The sequence below is a fragment of the Gellertiella sp. DMC107 genome, assembly GCF_056313605.1.
The window spans coordinates 601114-619452 of record NZ_JBQUZZ010000002.1 but is presented as its reverse complement, the minus strand read 5'-3'; the positions used below and the strand labels follow the sequence as shown (position 1 = coordinate 619452).

Sequence of the window (18339 nt, the reverse complement as noted above, 5' to 3'; positions counted from 1 at the left end):
GGAAACATCTGCCGGCATGGGGAAAAGATGCTGCCAGGATGGATCATATTTGCGTCATCGATCGGCTATTTGCTGCTGCTGTTTGCAGTGGCGAGCTACGGTGACCGGCTGCGCCGCAAGAACGGCGCGCCGCCGCGCGGGCGGCCGGTGGTCTATGCCCTCAGCCTCGCCGTCTACTGCACCTCCTGGACCTATTTCGGCAGCGTCGGCCTCGCCGCCGTGCGCGGCTTCGAATTCTTCGGCATCTATATCGGCGCCATCGTCGTCTTCACGCTCGGCATGCCGCTGGTGAAGCGCATCACGGAGATCGCCAAGTCCGAGAAGATCACCTCGATCCCCGATTTCATGGGCGCCCGCTACGGCAAGAATTCCGCGGTGGCGGGCATCGTCGCGCTGATCTCGCTGATGAGCGCCATTCCCTATATCGCGCTGCAGCTGAAGGCCGTGTCGAGCACGGTGGGCGTGATGGTGGATCCGAAGGCCTATGGCATCGGGGCCGGCAATCTCTATTTCATCGACATGCCGCTGATCGTGACGCTGCTGCTCGCCTGTTTCGCGGTGATCTTCGGCACCCGCCACACGGATGCGACCGAGCACCAGGACGGGCTGATCCTCGCCATCGCGATGGAATCCATGGTGAAGCTGATCGCCTTCATCGGCGTGGGGCTGACGGTGGTCTACCTGCTCTTCGACGGCCCTGCGCATCTGTGGGAGATGGCCTCGTCCAATTCGCTGGTGATCGAGGCGATGAGCCACGAAACCCCGATCTCCCGCTGGCTGGTGCTGATCGTCACCTCGGGTTTCGCCATTCTCTTCCTGCCGCGCCAGTTCCACGTGACCGTGGTGGAAAACCGGCATCCGGACGAGCTGAAGACCGCGCGCTACCTGTTTCCGGCCTATCTGATCGCCATCAACATCTTCGTCATTCCCGTTGCGGCCGCCGGCCTGATGACCTTCGGCGGGGCGGGCGATGCGGATGTCTATGTGCTGACGCTGCCGCTTTCCTCCGGCTACCACGCCATTTCGCTGATCACCTTCATCGGCGGTTTCTCCGCCGCGACGGCCATGGTGGTGATGGAAAGCGTGGCCATGTCGATCATGATCTCGAACGACATCATCATGCCCGCCTTCCTGCAGCGCAGCCTGTTTGCCCGCTCCAGCGAGCGGCGGGATTTCGCGCGCGTCATCCTGCGCATCCGCCGCATGGCGATTTTTGCGGTGATGCTGCTCGGCTATGCCTATTACCGCTCGACCGATACAGCCTCGAGCCTGGTTTCCATCGGCCTTCTCGCCTTTACCTGCATCAGCCAGATCGCGCCGTCGCTGCTGGGGGGCATGATGTGGCGGCGGGCCAATGCCCGCGGCGCGCTGGCGGGCATGCTGACCGGCTTCGTCATCTGGGCCTATCTGCTGTTCCTGCCGAGCCTCGGCGGGCCGAACTATTCGGCCGGGGCCTCGGCGATCCTGTCCTTCCTCTTCCCCGGGGTCTCGCTATTCTCCGACCATCCCGATCCGCTGGTGAATGCGACGGTGCTGAGCCTGCTCGCCAATACGGCCGCCTTCGTCTTCGGGTCGCTCAGCCGCAATCCGCGGCCGGTGGAGCGGATCCAGTCGGGCATCTTCGTCAAGCGCCACTCCCGCTCGCAATTTGCCACGCGCAGCTGGAAGACCCGCGTTTCGGTCGGCGATCTCAAGACCGCCATCGCCCGCTATCTCGGCGAGGAACGGATGCGCCGCTCCATGCAGACCTTCGAGCGGCAGGCCGGGCGGACGCTCTCCGACAGCCAGCCCGCCGACATGGCGCTGATCCACTATTCCGAACAGCTGCTCGGCAGCGCCATCGGCTCGTCCTCCGCCCGGCTGGTGCTGTCGCTGATCCTGCAGAAGGTGGAAGATGCCTCGGCCGACACGGCCTGGCTGCTCGACCAGGCCTCCGAGGCGCTGCAATATAACCAGGACATGCTGCAGACCGCGCTTTCGCAGATGGACCAGGGCATTGCCGTCTTCGACAGCCAGAACCAGCTGACCATCTGGAACCGCCGTTTCCGCAGCCTCTTGGATCTCGACGAGACGGCGGGGCAAGTCGGCTTTCCGCTGGCCGCCATCGTGCAGATGATTTCCGAGCGGGGCGATATTCCGCCGCGCCTGCAGGGCGAGATCATCCGCAATTTCACCACGGGCGACCAGCCCTTCCGGCTGGAGCTTTCGGGCGGCAAGACCATCATCGAGGTGCGGTCGAACGTGCTGCCGGACAAGGGCATCGTCGCCACCTTCACGGATATCACCGCCCAGGTGGCCGCCGACCAGGCGCTGAAGCAGGCCAACGAGACGCTCGAGCAGCGGGTGGTGGAACGCACCGCCGAACTCACCCGGGTGAACCGCGAGCTCGGCGAGGCCCGCGCCTCGGCCGACGAGGCCAATCTGGGCAAGACGCGCTTCTTCGCCGCCGCCGGCCACGACATCCTGCAACCGCTCAATGCGGCGCGGCTCTATTCCTCCGCCCTGGTGGAGCGCATGCCGGAGGGCGAAAACAGTGCGCTCGTGCGCAACATCGATTCCGCTCTGGAATCGGTAGAAACCATTCTGGGCGCGGTTCTGGACATTTCCCGTCTCGATACGGGGGCGATGAAGCCGCGCTTCGCCTCGGTGCCCCTGTCCGACCTGCTGTCGCGCATCGAGACGGATTTTGCGCCCATTGCCCGCGAGAAGAAGCTGAAGCTCAAGGTCATGCCTTCCAAGCTGGTGGTGCGCTCCGATCCGAACCTGCTCCGCCGGCTGGTGCAGAATCTGGTCTCGAACGCCATCAAATACACGATCTCCGGCACGGTGCTGGTGGGCGCCCGCAGCCGCGGCGACCGGGTGGTGATCGAGGTGGTGGACAGCGGCATCGGCATTCCCTCCTCTAAATTCCGCACCGTCTTCAAGGAATTCGCCCGGCTGGACGAAGGGGCCAAGACCGCCTCGGGCCTCGGCCTCGGCCTGTCGATCGTCGACCGCATCGCGCGGGTGCTCGATACGCCCGTCGATCTCTCCTCGACGCCGGGACGCGGCACCACCTTCCGGGTCAGCCTGGCCAAGGCGGCGACCGAACCGGCGGACAAGAGCGCCCTGCCCTCCACCCCGCCGCCGGCGGCCTATCAGCCGCTTTCCGGCGTGCGGGTGCTGTGCATCGACAACGAGCCCCGCATCATCGAAGGCATGAAACTGCTGATTTCCGGCTGGGGCTGCAGCGTGATGACGGCAGGATCCATGGCCGACATCCTGGCTCTGCCGCCGGAGGGGCCGGTACCCGACCTCGTCATCGCCGACTACCATCTGGATGACGGCGACGGCATCGAGGCGATCCTCGAACTGCGCTCCATCTTCCGCGCCTCCATCCCCGGCCTCCTCGTCACCGCCGACCGGACGCCCGACGTGCGGGCCGAAGCGGAAAAACACGGGATCGGCCTGCAGAACAAACCCGTAAAACCCGCCGCGCTGCGCGCCTATCTGACCCAGGTTCTGACCGTCAAGACGGCGGCGGAGTAAGGACCAACAGCGCCGATCCGATCCCTGCCGGGGGGAAAGGAATGAAAAAGCTTGCCGGCCGAGTGGTCATCAATCCCTGCATATTCCGGCCAGTGCCTGCCCTACTCCCGTTAGTGCCAGCCGCCCCCTCACCTGCCTGCCGGCATCCTCTCCCTCGGCGGACGAGCGAAGCTCGCCGCGGGGGAGAGGAGGAACCGCCGCCGGCGTTCGGTTTCATTGCTTTACGCAGAGGTCGGCGACTCTCCCTCTTCTCCCCAGCGGCAAGCGAAGCTTGTCCGCCGAGGGAGAAGATGCCCGAAGGGCAGATGAGAGGGCCGCTCGGCAGGACGGCGGGATTCCCCTCCCCCTTGTGGGGAGGGGTTAGGGGTGGGGTCGGAACGTAAGATGTGGTCGAAGGCCGCCTTTTGGGTCCATTATTGACCTTACCTTTTTCGCGCTACCCCCACCCCTGCCCCTCCCCACAAGGGGGAGGGAGGCCCTTGAGTTTGCCGCACCCGATCGGTGCCAAACAATGCGATGGCCTCTGTCAGTGCCTGCCGCCCCCTCATCTGCCTGCCGGCATCCTCTCCCTCCGCGGACGAGCGAAGCTCGCCGCGGGGGAGAGGAGGAACCGCCGTCGGCGTTCAGCATCCGTTGTTTTGCGGAAAGGTCGGCGACTCTCCCTCTTCTCCCCAGCGGCAAGCGAAGCTTGTCCGCCGAGGGAGAAGATGCCCGGAGGGCAGATGAGGGGGCAGTTGGGCAGGACGGCGGGATTCCCCTCCCCCTTGTGGGGAGGGGTTAGGGGTGGGGGTCGGAACGTAAAGAGTGGCCGAAGGCCTCAATGTAGCTTCATTGCTGAACCCGAGTTTCCCGGCATACCCCCACCCCTGCCCCTCCCCACAAGGGGGAGGGAGACCCTCGAGTCTGCCGCACCCGATCTGTTCCAAACAATGCGATGACTTCTATCCGTGCCTGCCGCCCCCTCACCTGCCTGCCGGTATCCTCTCCCCGCTGGGGAGAGGAAAGACAACCGCTGGCGTTCGGCATCCTGTGTTTTGCGCTGAGGTCGGCCATGCCCTCTTCTCCCCAGCGGGGAGAAGATGCCCGAAGGGCAGATGAGGGGGCCGCTCGGCAGGACGGCGGGGTCCCCCTCCCCCTTGTGGGGAGGGGTTAGGGGTGGGGGTCGGAACGTAAGATGTGGCCGAAGGCCCCAATGTAGCTTCATTGCTGAACCCCGAGTTCCTCGGCCTACCCCCCACCCCTGCCCCTCCCCACAAGGGGGAGGGAGGCCCTTGAGTTTGGCGCACCCCATCGGTTCCAAACCAAGCGACTTCTTCTGTCAGTGCCAGAGGCCCCCTCACCTGCCTGCCGGCATCCTCTCCCCGCCGGGGAGAGGAAGAGCCGCCGCCGGCGTTCGGTTTCCAGTGTTTTGCGCAAACGTCGGCGATGCCCTCTTCTCCCCAGCGGGGAGAAGATGCCCGAAGGGCAGATGAGGGGGCCTTTGGGCAGGACATCAGCAGCCTTTCCTCTCACGAATACCCGTCGCCACCTACCCACTACTCACTACTCCCTACTCCCTACTCACTACTCACTCCCCCCCTAACCCTCTGATTTCCCCCGCAGATAAATTTGCACCCCCGTCATCCCCCTTACCAAAACCTGTGGGATAATATTCCTTGTTCCGCTCTGGTAACGCCGGGAGCCCTGCGATCCCGGTCAGGTGGAGCCGGTCTTTCTTCCTGCTCTCTCGCAGCAGCGCAGGAGGAGACGGTGCAGAAAATGGTTTCCGCTCCCTGTCCCCAAATGACAGGGGGTCCGTCTGTGTGACGACGAAAAACTGCTACGGGCCGGGTCGCGTGAAAAATAGCGATCAGGTGCGAACAAGACCGGTCAATCCGGTCGCCCGTCGCCGGGCGCATGCGAAATACCCGGCGGACCGTAGGCTTGGTGCAGAGAAGCCGGAGTTGCATCGCATAAAGCCGAAACGGGGCGCGGTAAGCGCCATATAAATAATTTCATACGAGGTGCTTCCCGCGCCCCGGCCGACCCCTCGTGTCCCGAGGGGGGAAATGAGGCATAACCCGGCTTCGAACGAAGCGCGGGATCGATGAAGCATGGCCTGGCATGACTGCCCCCTCCCCACGCCCCCACAAGGGGCCAAAGGAGGGGGCGATTTTGCGGGCATGATGTAAAAAACCCCCGCCCGCCGGAGCGGACGAGGGCTGGATTTTCAGGCCGGAACGCCGGTCAGGCGGCCTTGGCGTCGGCCGGGTAGGGATTGAAGCGCTCGTAGAAGCTTTCGCCCTTGGCGGCGAGGTCCTTCAGGAGCGGCGTCGGCTGGAAGTGGTCGCCATAGGATTTGGCGAGCTTCTCGCACTGGGCGACGAAGGCCTTCGCCCCCATGCCGTCGATGTAGGAGATCGCCCCGCCCGTGTAGGGCGCAAAGCCGAAGCCGAGGATGGAGCCGACATCGGCTTCGCGCGGATCGGTGACGATGCCTTCTTCCATGGTGCGGGCGGCTTCGAGCGCGATGGTGGTGAGCAGGCGCTCGCGGATGATCGCCGGATCGACGTCTTCCGCCTTCTGCTGCGGATAGAGATCCTTCAGGCCGGGCCAGAGGAACTTCTTCGCGGGCTTGGCCGGATATTCATAGAAGCCGCGACCATTCTTGCGGCCCTTGCGGTCGAGTTCATCCACCAGCTTGTTGACCAGCGCCATGTGCTTCGGATCGACGGCGGCCTCGCCGAGATCGGCGATGGAGGCCTTGAGGATCTTCTGCGAGAGGTCGATGGCCACTTCGTCATTCAGCGAGAGCGGGCCGACCGGCATGCCGGACTGCTTGGCGACATTCTCGATCATGACCGCCGGCACGCCTTCGATCAGCATGTCATAGGCTTCGTGGATGTAACGGAAGACGCAGCGGTTGACGTAGAAGCCGCGGGTATCGTTGACCACGATCGGCGTCTTCTTGATGGCGGCAACGTAATCCAGCGCAACCGCAATCGCCTTGTCGCCGGTTTCCTTGCCGAGGATGACTTCGGTGAGCATCATCTTCTCGACGGGCGAGAAGAAGTGGACGCCGATGAAATCCGCCGGGCGCTTGGAGTTCTTGGCAAGGCCGGTGATCGGCAGCGTCGAGGTGTTGGAGGCGAAGATCGCGCCTTCCTTCATGTGGGCCTCGACCTTCTCGATCACCTCCTTCTTGACCTGACGGTCCTCGAAGACGGCCTCGATGACGAGATCGGCCTCCTTCACGGCCGAATAGTCGGCGGTGGGGGTGATGAGGGAGAGCAGCTTTTCGCCCTCTTCCTTGCTCATGCGGCCCTTCTGGACCGAGCCCTGGACGAGGCCTTCGGAGACGGTCTTGCCCTTGTCGGCAGCCGCCTGATCGCGGTCGATCAGGGTGACGGGAATGCCGGCGGCGGCGGTGACATAGCCGATGGAGGCGCCCATGAAGCCGGCGCCGACGACGGCGACGCGGGTAAAACTGCTCTTCGGAACGCCCGCCGGACGGCGCGCGCCCTTGCCGAGCTCCTGCAGGGAGACGAACAGCGAGCGGATCATCGAGAAGGCTTCGGTCGTCTGGAGGATCTCGGTGAAATAGCGCTGCTCGATGCGGAGCGCGGTATCGAAGGGCACCTGAAGGCCTTCATAGACGCATTTCAGGATGGCGAGCGCGCCCGGATAGTTGCCGCCGGTCTCGCGGCGGAGAATGGCGGAAGCCGCCGGCCAGAGCTGGGCCGCCGCGGGCGTCCAGATGCCGCCGCCGGGGACCTTGAAGCCCTTCTCGTCCCAGGGCTGGACCGCCTTGAGGCCGTCCTTGATCATCTGCTTGGCGGCGGGGATCAGCTGGTCAGGCTCGACCGCCTGATGCACGAGGCCCATGGCCTTGGCGCGGGAGGCGGTCAGCGAGGAGCCGGTCGTCATCATCTGCAGGGCGTCCTGCGCATTGGTGAGACGCGGCACGCGCTGGGTGCCGCCGGCGCCCGGGAAGATGCCGACCTTCACTTCCGGAAGGGCGATCTTCACCGACTTCGCATTGGAGGCGACGCGGCCGTGGCAGGCGAGCGAGAGTTCGAAGGCCCCGCCCATGCAGGTGCCGTTGATGGCCGAAACCCAGGGCTTGCCCGCGGTTTCGATCTTGCGGAACAGGCCGGACATCTGGCCGACGAGGTCGAAGAGCTTCTTCGCCGCCGTCGAGGCGTCCTTGGCCTTTCCCGCCTGGTAGAAGGAGAACATGCCCTTGATCATCGAGAGGTCGGCGCCGCCCGAGAAGGAGGACTTGCCCGAGGTGAAGACGACGCCCTTGACGGCGGCATCGGCGGTGACCGCGTCGGTGATGGCGTTCAGCTCGACCATCACCTCTTCGGTGAAGACGTTCATCGACTTGTCCGGCATGTTCCAGGTGACCAGAGCAATGCCGTCGGCGTCGGTTTCAACGGTGAAATTCTTGTAAGCCATGGAGTGTCTCTCCCGAAATCAGACGCGTTCGATGATCGTTGCGGTGCCCATGCCGGCGCCGATGCAGAGCGTGACCAGCGCGGTCGAGAGATCGCGGCGCTCCAGCTCGTCGAGCACGGTGCCGAGGATCATGGCGCCGGTCGCGCCGAGCGGATGGCCCATGGCGATCGCGCCGCCATTGACGTTCATCCGGTCATGCGGGACCTCGAAGGCCTGCATGAAGCGCAGCACGACGGCGGCGAAGGCCTCGTTGAGCTCGAAGAGGTCGATATCGGCAAGCGCCATGCCGGAGCGCTTCAGCAGCTTCTCGGTCACGTCGACCGGGCCGGTCAGCATCAGGGCCGGATCGGAGCCGATATTGGCGAAGTGGCGGATGCGGGCACGCGGCTTCAGGCCCATGGCCTCGCCGCCGGCCTTCGAGCCGAGCAGCACGCCGGCGGCGCCATCGACGATGCCGGAGGAATTGCCGGCATGATGGACATAGTTGATGCGCTCGACATCGGGATGGGCCTGCAGCGCGACCGCTTCGAAGCCGCCCATTTCGCCGGGCATCTGGAAGGAGGCGTTGAGGCTTGCGAGCGACTGCATGTCGGTGCCGGGGCGCATGTGCTCGTCGCGGTCGAGGATGACGATGCCGTTCTGGTCCTTCACCGGGATGACGGACCTGGCAAAGCGGCCCTCGGCCCAGGCTTCGGCGGCGCGGCGCTGGCTTTCGACCGCATAGGCGTCCACGTCATCGCGGGAGAAGCCGTATTTGGTGGCGATCAGGTCGGCGGAGACGCCCTGCGGCATGAAATAGCCGGGGAAGTTGACGGAGGGGTCCATGTACCAGCTGCCGCCGGCCATGCCCATGCCGACGCGGGACATGCTCTCGACGCCACCGGCAATGACGATGTCGTCGGCGCCCTGGACGATCTTGGAGGCGGCAAGGTTCACGGCGTCGAGGCCGGAGGCGCAGAAGCGGCTGATCTGCATGCCCGGCGCGCGGGTGGCATAGCCGGCCTCGAAGGCGGAGGACTTGGCAATGACGGCGCCCGCTTCCATGACCGGATCGACGCAGCCGAAGATGATGTCGTCGACCTTGGCCGTATCGAGGCCGTTGCGGTCGCGCAGCGCTTCCAGCACCTTGGCGCCGAGACGGGGGGTCGGCACTTCGTGCAGCGCGCCGTCCTTCTTGCCGCGCCCGCGGGGGGTGCGCACGTGGTCGAAAATATAGGCTTCGGTCATGTCCTGGATCTCCTTCAAGGACCGCCCTCGAGAGGGGGCGGCGGCGGCCTCCCGAGCCGCATGCGGAATGAGCGGAACCCGGCCTCCCTCCAGGGAAGCCGGGTCCTGTCGATGTTAGAATGCTTCGGCGGCGAGCGCCATCATCGTATCGGCGCCGGCTTCGATGCGCGCCTTGCGGAGCACCGTTTCCGGCATGATCCGCTCCATGTAGAAGCGGGCGGTCACGAGCTTCGCCTGATAGAATGCGGCTTTCGAGGCATCGCCGGAAGCCAGACCTTCGTTGGCGGCCTTGGCCATCAGGCCCCACATGTAGCCGAGCACCACGAGGCCGAAGAGATGCATGTAGTCGGTCGAGCCGGCCCCGGCATTGTCGGGCTTGGCCATGGCGTTCTGCATGAACCACATGGTCGAGGCCTGCAGGTCGTTCAGACCCTTCTTGAGGCCCTTGGTATAGACCGAGAGCGTCTCGTCATTGCGGTTCGCCTCGCAGAAATCGCCCACTTCCTTGAAGAGGGCCATGACGGCGCGGCCGCCATTCATGCCGAGCTTGCGGCCGACGAGGTCGAGGGCCTGGATGCCGTTGGCACCCTCATAGATCATGGCAATGCGGGCATCGCGCACATACTGGCTCATGCCCCATTCCTCGATATAGCCGTGGCCGCCATAGACCTGCTGGGCCATGACCGCATGGTCGAAGCCCTTGTCGGTCATGACGCCCTTCAGGATCGGGGTTGCAAGACCGAGCAGGTCGTCGGCCGTCTGCCGGTCGGCCTCGACGGGCGAGCGGTGGGCGATGTCGGATTTGAGCGCGGTCCAGAGCGTGAAGGCGCGGCCGGCCTCGTTGAAGGCGCGGATGGTCATCAGCGTGCGGCGGATATCGGGATGGACGATGATCGGATCGGCCTTCTTGTCGGGCGCCTTGACGCCGGAGAGCGACCGGCCCTGGACCCGGTCCTTGGCGTAGTTCACGGCATTCTGGTAGGCGACTTCGGCCACCGACAGACCCTGCAGGCCGACGCCGAGGCGCGCCTCGTTCATCATGACGAACATGGCGTTCAGGCCCTTGTTCTCCTGGCCGATCAGGTAGCCGGTCGCCTCGTCATAATTCATCACGCAGGTGGCATTGCCGTGAATGCCCATCTTGTGTTCGATCGCGCCGCAGGACACGCCGTTGCGGGTGCCGGGCGTGCCATCGGCATTCAGCACGAATTTCGGCACGATGAAGAGAGAAATGCCCTTGGTACCTTCGGGTGCGCCCTCGATGCGGGCCAGCACCAGATGGATGATGTTTTCCGACATGCCGTGCTCGCCGGCGGAGATGAAGATCTTCTGGCCGGAAATCCTGTAGCTGCCATCGCCGTTCGGCACGGCCTTGGTGCGCAGCAGGCCGAGATCGGTGCCGCAATGGGGTTCGGTGAGGTTCATGGTGCCGGTCCAGGTGCCCTCGACCATCTTCGGCAGATAGGTGGCCTTCTGCTCCTCGGACCCATGCACGATGATGGCAGCAATCGCCCCCTGCGTCAGGCCCGGATACATCATCAGCGCCATGTTGGCGGAGGACATGTATTCGCCGACGGCGGTGTGCAGCGTATAAGGCAGACCCTGGCCTCCATGCTCGGCCGAAATGGACAGGCCCAGCCAGCCGCCCTCGCGATAGGTGTCGAAGGCTTCCTTGAAGCCCTTGGGCACGGTGACCGAGCCATCGTCGTGACGGGTGCAGCCTTCCTGATCACCGGAAAGGTTGAGCGGGAAGAGCACCTCTTCCGCCAGCTTCGCGGCCTCACCGGTGATAGCCTCCAGCATGTCGGGCGTGGCATCCTCGAAACCGGGAAGGTTGTTGTAGCGTTCGAGGCCCAGAACCTCGTTCAGGATGAAAAGCGTCTCGTCTACCGGGGCCTTGTAAATCGGCATCGTTCCTGTCCCTTCGCCTCTGGTCCGGATCCGCCTCCGGAATTGTTCATCACTCTACAATTATTTGACGTGCGCGTAAACGTCAATAACATCCGAGCCCGTGAATTTTTGCGTTTCTCCGCCATTTCCGTCTGCAACACATCTACGGGAAAAAGAACGCCCCACTCCACGCGGCAAAGCTTAGGAACGCAACCGTTAACAGGTCGCTTCGAACACGGGCCGGTCACCGCCCCTGCGAAGCGAACTTCAGGGAAAAGGTTAAATTTTTTCGAACCCGGTTAACGACTTGTTTACCATAATTAGAGAATGGTGACGAAAGGGAATGCGGTGTACCGCGGTTTGTCAACATTCATTTTTTTCAAGGCTAACGGGAAAATTTCGGTCAGTCCCGCGAAAGAATGAATGTTTAGACCCGCAAGGCTGGAGAGGAAGCCCTTTTTCGGGGCAGCCACGACGGGAATCACCATCCTTCCCCAAGGGCCCGAATCTCCGGGCGCAACTGTCGAAGCGAGCTTTGAAGATGAACGGATCCCGATCGACTTCCCAACGCCTTGGCGAACGGTCCTCCCTGGACGCGCTCAGCCGCACGATCGAAGGCCTCGAAGCCCGAATCGAAGGGCTCGTCGGTCATTCCGCCGCCCGCAGCCGCCCGCCGGAGCGCGATCCGCGCGATGCCCGGCCCGATCCGCTCGCCGAAATCCGCGAACGCCAGCGCATGCTGGAAGAAAGCCGCAACCGGGCCCTGTCCGGCGCGGCCCGCCCGCCCATTCCCCAGCCGCCGCGGGCACGCGAGGAATACCGGCGCGAGCCGGAGCGCCGCCAGCCCGAGCCGCGCGACGATTATCGCCGCGATCAGGAGCGCCGCCAGCCGGAAGCCTATCGCGCCCGGGAAACCCGGGTTCCTGCCCCGGCCGAGACCGACATGCGCGATATCGCGCAGGCGCTGGTTTCGCTGCGGGAGGATCTGCGCCGGGACATTTCCGAAGGCGTTTCCCGCGAGATGAACGCGCTGCGCGCCGAAATCCACGATATCAAGTCCGTGGCGAGCGACCGCCGCGGCAATACCGAAGACATGCGGCTGGAACTGGCCCGTCTCGGTGAAAGCATCGATCTGCTCGGCCACCAGAGCCGGGCGCGCGGCAGCAGCGAGGCGCTGCGTGCCGAGTTCGAAGACCTGCGCGCCCTGATGGATGGTCTGGCGCGCGAGGATTCCCTGCGGGGCATGGAAAAGCGCTGGTCCGGCATGGAGCGGCGTCTGGAGGAGTTCGACCCGGCGCCGATGCGCGACGAGGTCGTGTCCCTTGCCTATCGTCTGGACGACATCAAGAGCCAGCTCGGCAGCCTCAATCCCAGCCCGGCCATCCGCGCCCTCGAAGATCGCCTTCTGACGGTGGCCGAGGCGCTGGAAACCATGGGCCGGCAGATGAAGCCGAACGATCACATGATCGCCGAGCAATTCGCCGGGCTCGACCTCCGGCTGGACGAAATCAGCCGCGCGATTGCTGCCGGCACCCGCAGCAGCGCCACGCAGGAACCGGAACTGTTCAGCCGCCTGGAACGCCGCATTGCCGGCCTGGCAGACCAGATCGAAGCCATTGGCGAAGAGAGCCGCCGCCGTCCCAATCCCGCCGACGATCTGACCCGCCGTATCGAGATGCTGGCCGGCCGGGTGGAAGAACTGGCCACCGTGGATGCGGGCGCCGATGCCGCCGCGCGCCTGGAAGAACGTCTCGACCAGCTCTCCCGCCTGCTGGAGCGCAGCCACAAGGCGCCGCCCGCCCCCGAACTCACCGGCTTTCTCTCCGACATCTCGCGCAAGATCGATGCGCTCGACAATGGCGTGGTCAATGACCGGCTGACCGAACGGCTCGAATATCTCGCCCGCCGCATCGACGAGCTGGAATATCCGCAGCTGGCCGTGCAGCCGCAGGATGACGGCGCCATTCTTCGTCTGGAGAGCCGGCTTGCGGATATTGCCCGCCGTCTGGACGAAACCGCCTCGGCGCCGCCGCAGGACAACCGGGCGCTTGCCAATCTGGAAAACCAGATCGCCAATCTGGCCGCGCTGATCAATCGCCCGCAGGCGGCAGCCCCGGCGGCAAGCTTTCCGCCGGAATTCGAAAGCCGGATGGCTTCCATCGAAGAATATATGGCGACCAGCGACGAATATATCATCGAAGCGGCCCGTCAGGCTGCCGAAGCCGTCATGGAAGCCTATGGTCGCAATGGTGGCGCCGGCTCTGCGGCCCAGCATGTGGATCTCTCCGCGCTTTCGGCGCTCGCCTCCGATCTTCGGCATCTGGAGGAACTGACGCATTCTTCCGAGGAGCGCACCCATCGCACCTTCGAAGCGCTGCACGATACGCTTGTGCAGATCGCCGGCCGGCTCGACGACCTGGATCATCGCCTCTACGACAGCCCGCCCCCGGCCGCCGCCGCGGAACCGGCCTTCGGACGCCGCGCTGCAGAACAGCCGGTGGAGCGCTTTCAGGAAGCCGCCCCGCGCATGGACGCCCGCCAGCCCGCCCCTTTCATGGCCGGCCAGGACGACGACGCCTATGACCCCTTCGCCGAAACCGATGCGGCTGCCGCCTTTTCCGGCCCGGTCATTCGCACGGTAGAGCCGGAACTCGCCGAGGCCGTCGAGGAAACGGCCCGCGAATTTTCCGCCCCGGTCGTGCAGGAACCGGTTCATCCCCGGGTGACCAAGGGCTTTCTCGCCGGGTTGACCCAGAAACTGTTGCGCAAGGACAAGCCGGCCCAGAAGGCCGCCCGGACTGCAACGGCGACGGATCGCGCCGTGGTCGATCCCACGCCGCCGATGGTTCCCGAAGACGAGATGCTCGGCGGCGTCGAGACCGAATTGCTCGAACCGGGCTCCGGTGCGCCCGACATCAAGGGCATTCTCGAAAAGGTCCGCGCCGGTCAGAGCCGCTCCGGCACCTTTCCGAGCGAAGCCGAGCGGACGGACCTGATTGCCGCTGCCCGTCGCGCTGCCCAGGCTGCCGCCCAGGAAGCCAAGGCGGCCGGCAAGCCGTTGCGGGACGCCGTTGCGCCGAAAGACAAGGCCGCTGCCCAGGCTGCCGGCTCTGTGTTCAACCGGCATCGCCGGCCGATCCTGATGGCCGTCGGCGCCGTGCTGCTCGTCATCATGACGATGCCGCTCGTCAACACGTTCCTGAGCGGGTCGAATTCCGCCGAGGTCGCGAGCCAGACGGAGACCGTTCAGCCCGCCGCTTCCGCCGAGAAGCCCAAGGCGCCGAAGCCGACCGCAAAGGCCCACACCGCCGACAATGGCACCGTCAAGCCGAAGCCGAAAGCCAAGAGCGAGGGCCCGGTCAAGGCGCCGGACGGCCAGGCGCCCAAACCGGTCAGCCTCGCCAAGCCTGCGGCACCCGCCGCGACGGCTGCCGCAATTCCCGCCGTAGCCACCGAGACCACGCCGCTCACCGCCGCCGCTCCGCTGGCGGGCGAAGCCTCGAGCCAGCCCCTTGTGGCGCCGGCGCAGAGCACGGCCCTTCCGGCGGCAGACGCCGCGCCCGCCATTGCCGTTCCGGCCGGGATCGAACCGCCTGCCCTTGCGGAGGCCGCTTCCAAGGGCGACCCGCTGGCGCTCTTCGAAATCGGCGCGCGCTTCACCGAAGGGCGTGGCGTGAAATCCGATCTCGCCGAAGCCGCGCGCTGGTATCAGCAGGCCGCCGACAAGGGCTTTGCGCCCGCCCAGTACCGCATTGCCAATCTCTATGAGAAGGGCAACGGCGTGGAGCGCGACCTCACCAAGGCCCGCACCTATTACCAGCAGGCCGCCAAGGCCGGGAATGCCAGCGCCATGCACAATCTCGCCGTGCTCTTTGCCACCGGCGTGGAAGGCAAGCCCGACACTGCCAAGGCGGTGGAGTGGTTCAAGCGCGCTGCCGATCTCGGCGTTTCCGACAGTCAGTTCAACCTCGCCATCCTCTATGCGCGCGGCAATGGCATTCCGCAGGATCTCGAAGAGTCCTACAAATGGTTTGCCATCGCGGCCAAGGGCGGCGACAAGGATGCAGCGACCAAGCGTGACGAGGTGGCCAATGCCATGCGTCCCGAGCAGCTTTCCAATGCAAAGGCCAAGGTGGAACTGTGGAAGGTCACGCCCGTCGATCCGAAGGCCAACCAGACGGAAATTCCCGACACCTGGGCCGGCAAGGGCGTCAAGACCGCCAGCGTGGACATGAAGAAGGCGATCCGCAACATCCAGGCCATCCTGAACAATAACGGCTTCGACGCCGGCAAGCCGGACGGCGAAATGGGGGCCAAGACCATCGCGGCCATCAAGGCTTTCCAGAAGAAGGTCGGCATGGAGCAGGACGGCCGCATCACCGACCGGCTGGTGAAGGAGCTTCTGGCGCGCAACAAGTGAGCCAAGGGCGCAATTGGACCTTGAAAGGGCGTCCGGCCGATTGACAGGCCGGGCATCGACCTTCAAAACTGAGTGAGCAAATGCCTGATTTCAGGGCAATGTTTCGCCAAGCCGGCCGCGCCGGGCAGCGGACACTGGAACCGGAGCGGATGCGCTTTCACGAAACACACGAGATCCTTAATTCCGGCGTGATTTGAGGATCTTTACTTGACGAACCCGATCCGGTCCGCCGGTTCGGGCTCCTGTCTTTATAGCACTTGCTTGAGGGGCGCACGGGTGCGACCCGAGCGCGATCGATTGTCCGCCCGCCGGGGGCAAAGTTGGTTTGAGGAAACCGGGCCGTGACCATTTACCTGCCCATTGCCGAATTGTCGGTCAATATCTTCGTCATTCTTGGCATGGGCGCGGCGGTGGGTTTCCTGTCCGGCATGTTCGGGGTCGGAGGCGGTTTTCTCATCACGCCGCTGCTGATTTTCTACAACATTCCCCCCGTGGTCGCGGTGGCGACCGGCGCCAATCAGGTGGTGGCCTCGTCGGTTTCCGGCGCGATCACACATTTCCGGCGCGGCACGCTGGATGTGAAGCTCGGCTCGGTGCTGCTTGTGGGCGGTCTCGTCGGGGCGACGGTCGGCATATGGATCTTCTCCTTCCTGCGTCGGCTCGGCCAGCTCGATCTCGTCATCTCGCTTCTCTATGTGGTGTTTCTCGGTTTCGTCGGCAGCCTCATGCTGGTCGAAAGCGTGAATGCCATCCGCAAGAGCCGCAAGGGCGTGGTGCCGGTGAAGGCGCCCGGCCAGCATCCCTGGGTGCATCGGCTGCCCTTCAAGATGCGGTTCAAGAAATCGAAAATCTATCTGAGCGTCATTCCCGTGATCGGCATCGGCTTCGGCATCGGGGTGCTGACGTCGGTCATGGGCGTCGGCGGCGGCTTCATCATGGTGCCGGCGATGATCTATCTGCTGCGCGTACCGACCAATGTCGTTGTCGGAACCTCGCTCTTCCAGATCATCTTCACCACCGCCTACACGACCGTGGTGCAGGCGGCGACCAACTATTCGGTGGACGTGGTGCTCGCCTTCATCCTGATGGCGGCGGGCGTTGTGGGCGCACAATATGGCGTGAGGGTGGGGCAGAAGCTGCGCGGCGAACAGCTGCGCGCGCTGCTGGCGCTTCTCGTCCTTGCGGTCGGTATCCGTCTGTTCCTGCAGCTGGTGATCACGCCGGCCGACATCTATTCCCTCGCGATCGGGGGGACCAACGGATGATGCGTCGGCTTCTCCCCGTCGCGGCTCTTCTGGTCGCCACCGCACTCTCTGCCGGCTCCGCGGCCGCCCAGCACCTGGCCGTCAACAACAAGGACGTCGTACCGGAACGGCTCGAAATCGGCATGAACACCAACGAAATCGCGATCACGCCCGATTTTGCGGGCGCGGATCTCGCGATTTTCGGGACCATCGTGAATGCGGACGAGCTCCTGAACTCCATCGGCCAATACGATATCGTCGTGACGCTGGAGGGCCCGAAGGACACGACCACCGTGCGGCGCAAGGAGCGCGTCTTCGGCATCTGGATGAACCGGCATTCGGTGACCTTCAAGGAAGCGCCCGCCTCCTATTCGCTGTCGTCCACCCGCAAGATCGAAGGCGAGCCGGGCGTGCCGCCGCTCGAGGCCCCCGGGGTCGGTATCGACCATATCGATCTCACGCCGACCGACTTCCTGCGCGGCGGCGAATTTCTCGAGGAATTCCGCAGCGCGCTGCGCCGGCTGAAGCTCGAAAGCGGGCTCTACGTGCCCGATCCCGGCGGCGTGAAATTCATCAGCTCCACACTCTTCCAGGCCAATCTGAAACTGCCCGCCAATATTCCGAACGGCACGCACATGGTGCATGCGGCGCTCTTCAAGAGCGGCAAGTTCGTGATGGAGAAGACCTTGCCGCTCCGGGTGGTCAAGACCGGCCTGGAACAGCAGATCACCGATGCGGCCCACCACCAGCCCGTGCTTTACGGCCTGTTTTCGGTCTTCCTCGCCCTTCTGACCGGCTGGGGGGCCAGCCTGATCTTCCGCCGCGATTGAGGAAGAGTGGCGTCAGCCCCTGAGGTTCCGGTAGCGCACGGAATAGATCCGGTCCTGTCCGAGCAGATGGGCGACAAGCGCGGACCGGTCGAAATAGGGCTGAAAGAGCCGGTGGGAGAGATCCATGCCGCCGGTGAGCACGCCGAAGGCGGGCATGACGAGGCGGCTGCCATCGGTGGCGAAGCACGGCCGCCGCACGGATTTTTCCCGCCGCCTGACCGTTGCGGCCGGGTGAAGGTGGCCGGCCACTTCGCCCGCCTGCGGACCGGCAAGCGGCTCGTGGCGAAAGGTGAGGCCATCGAGGCACAGCATATCCGCCGTCCCGCCCGGCAGATTGACCCCGCCTTCGGGATCGTGGTTGCCCGTGATCCAGATCCATTCGCGACCCCGGGCAAGCGCCGAAACCATGGTGCGGAAGGGTTCCGCCATTTCGGACGCGCCGCGCCGGTCGTGGAAACTGTCGCCGAGGCTGACCACAAGGCGGGGATCGTGGCGGGCGATCACCTGTTCGAGCAGGCGCAACGTCGCCAGCGTATCGTAGGGGGGCAGCATCTGCCCCCGACGCGCATAGGCCGCGCCCTTTTCCAGATGCAGGTCGGACACGACGAGCACGCGAGGGCCGGGCAGGTACAGCGCACCGAGGGGATCGCAGACGGCGGTAGTGCCGCTCAGCTCGATTTCGGTCGCATCGGCGGCACCCGGAAGGGGCCCGGCAGCCATGGCGATGCGGGTAAGCACGGTCATGTCGTCTTCCTCGGTC

General features: G+C 64.8%; 8 protein-coding genes. 4 read left to right on the top strand and 4 right to left on the bottom strand.

Going from position 1 to position 18339, the window contains the following annotated elements:
- Nucleotides 1-27: 27 nt before the first annotated feature.
- Nucleotides 28-3528: a PAS domain-containing hybrid sensor histidine kinase/response regulator gene (locus ACT54B_RS08430; protein WP_476044220.1), complete on the top strand. Its 3501-nt coding sequence runs from the start codon at nucleotides 28-30 to the stop codon at nucleotides 3526-3528.
- 2226 nt (nucleotides 3529-5754) lie between these two features.
- Here the strand turns inward: ACT54B_RS08430 and ACT54B_RS08425 are convergent.
- From ACT54B_RS08425 to ACT54B_RS08415, 3 genes are all read right to left on the bottom strand, one after another.
- On the bottom strand, nucleotides 5755-7968 hold the full coding sequence (locus ACT54B_RS08425; RefSeq protein WP_476044219.1) for an FAD-dependent oxidoreductase: 2214 nt from the start codon (nucleotides 7966-7968) through the stop codon (nucleotides 5755-5757).
- An 18-nt stretch (nucleotides 7969-7986) separates the two neighbouring features.
- Nucleotides 7987-9195, bottom strand: coding sequence for an acetyl-CoA C-acetyltransferase (locus ACT54B_RS08420; RefSeq protein ID WP_476044218.1), 1209 nt, complete (start codon nucleotides 9193-9195; stop codon nucleotides 7987-7989).
- A gap of 114 nt (nucleotides 9196-9309) precedes the next feature.
- Nucleotides 9310-11106, bottom strand: a complete 1797-nt coding sequence (locus ACT54B_RS08415) for an acyl-CoA dehydrogenase C-terminal domain-containing protein (protein ID WP_476044217.1) — start codon at nucleotides 11104-11106, stop codon at nucleotides 9310-9312.
- A 520-nt stretch (nucleotides 11107-11626) separates the two neighbouring features.
- Between ACT54B_RS08415 and ACT54B_RS08410 the strand changes: the two genes are divergently transcribed.
- From ACT54B_RS08410 to ACT54B_RS08400, 3 genes are all read left to right on the top strand, one after another.
- A complete protein-coding gene (locus ACT54B_RS08410) occupies nucleotides 11627-15505 on the top strand; it encodes a peptidoglycan-binding protein (protein WP_476044216.1) in 3879 nt (1292 codons plus the stop codon).
- Nucleotides 15506-15846: 341 nt separating this feature from the next.
- Entirely contained in the window at nucleotides 15847-16770 is a 924-nt protein-coding gene (locus ACT54B_RS08405; protein WP_476044215.1) for a sulfite exporter TauE/SafE family protein, read from the top strand.
- Nucleotides 16770-17579 carry a TIGR02186 family protein gene (locus ACT54B_RS08400; RefSeq protein ID WP_476044809.1) on the top strand — a complete coding sequence of 270 codons (810 nt, stop codon included), beginning with the start codon at nucleotides 16770-16772 and terminating at the stop codon, nucleotides 17577-17579. The genes ACT54B_RS08405 and ACT54B_RS08400 overlap by 1 nt, the downstream gene beginning before the upstream one ends.
- A 12-nt stretch (nucleotides 17580-17591) precedes the next feature.
- Here the strand turns inward: ACT54B_RS08400 and pdeM are convergent, their stop codons facing one another.
- Nucleotides 17592-18323, bottom strand: coding sequence for a ligase-associated DNA damage response endonuclease PdeM (pdeM, locus tag ACT54B_RS08395; protein WP_476044214.1), 732 nt, complete (start codon nucleotides 18321-18323; stop codon nucleotides 17592-17594).
- Nucleotides 18324-18339: the final 16 nt, after the last annotated feature.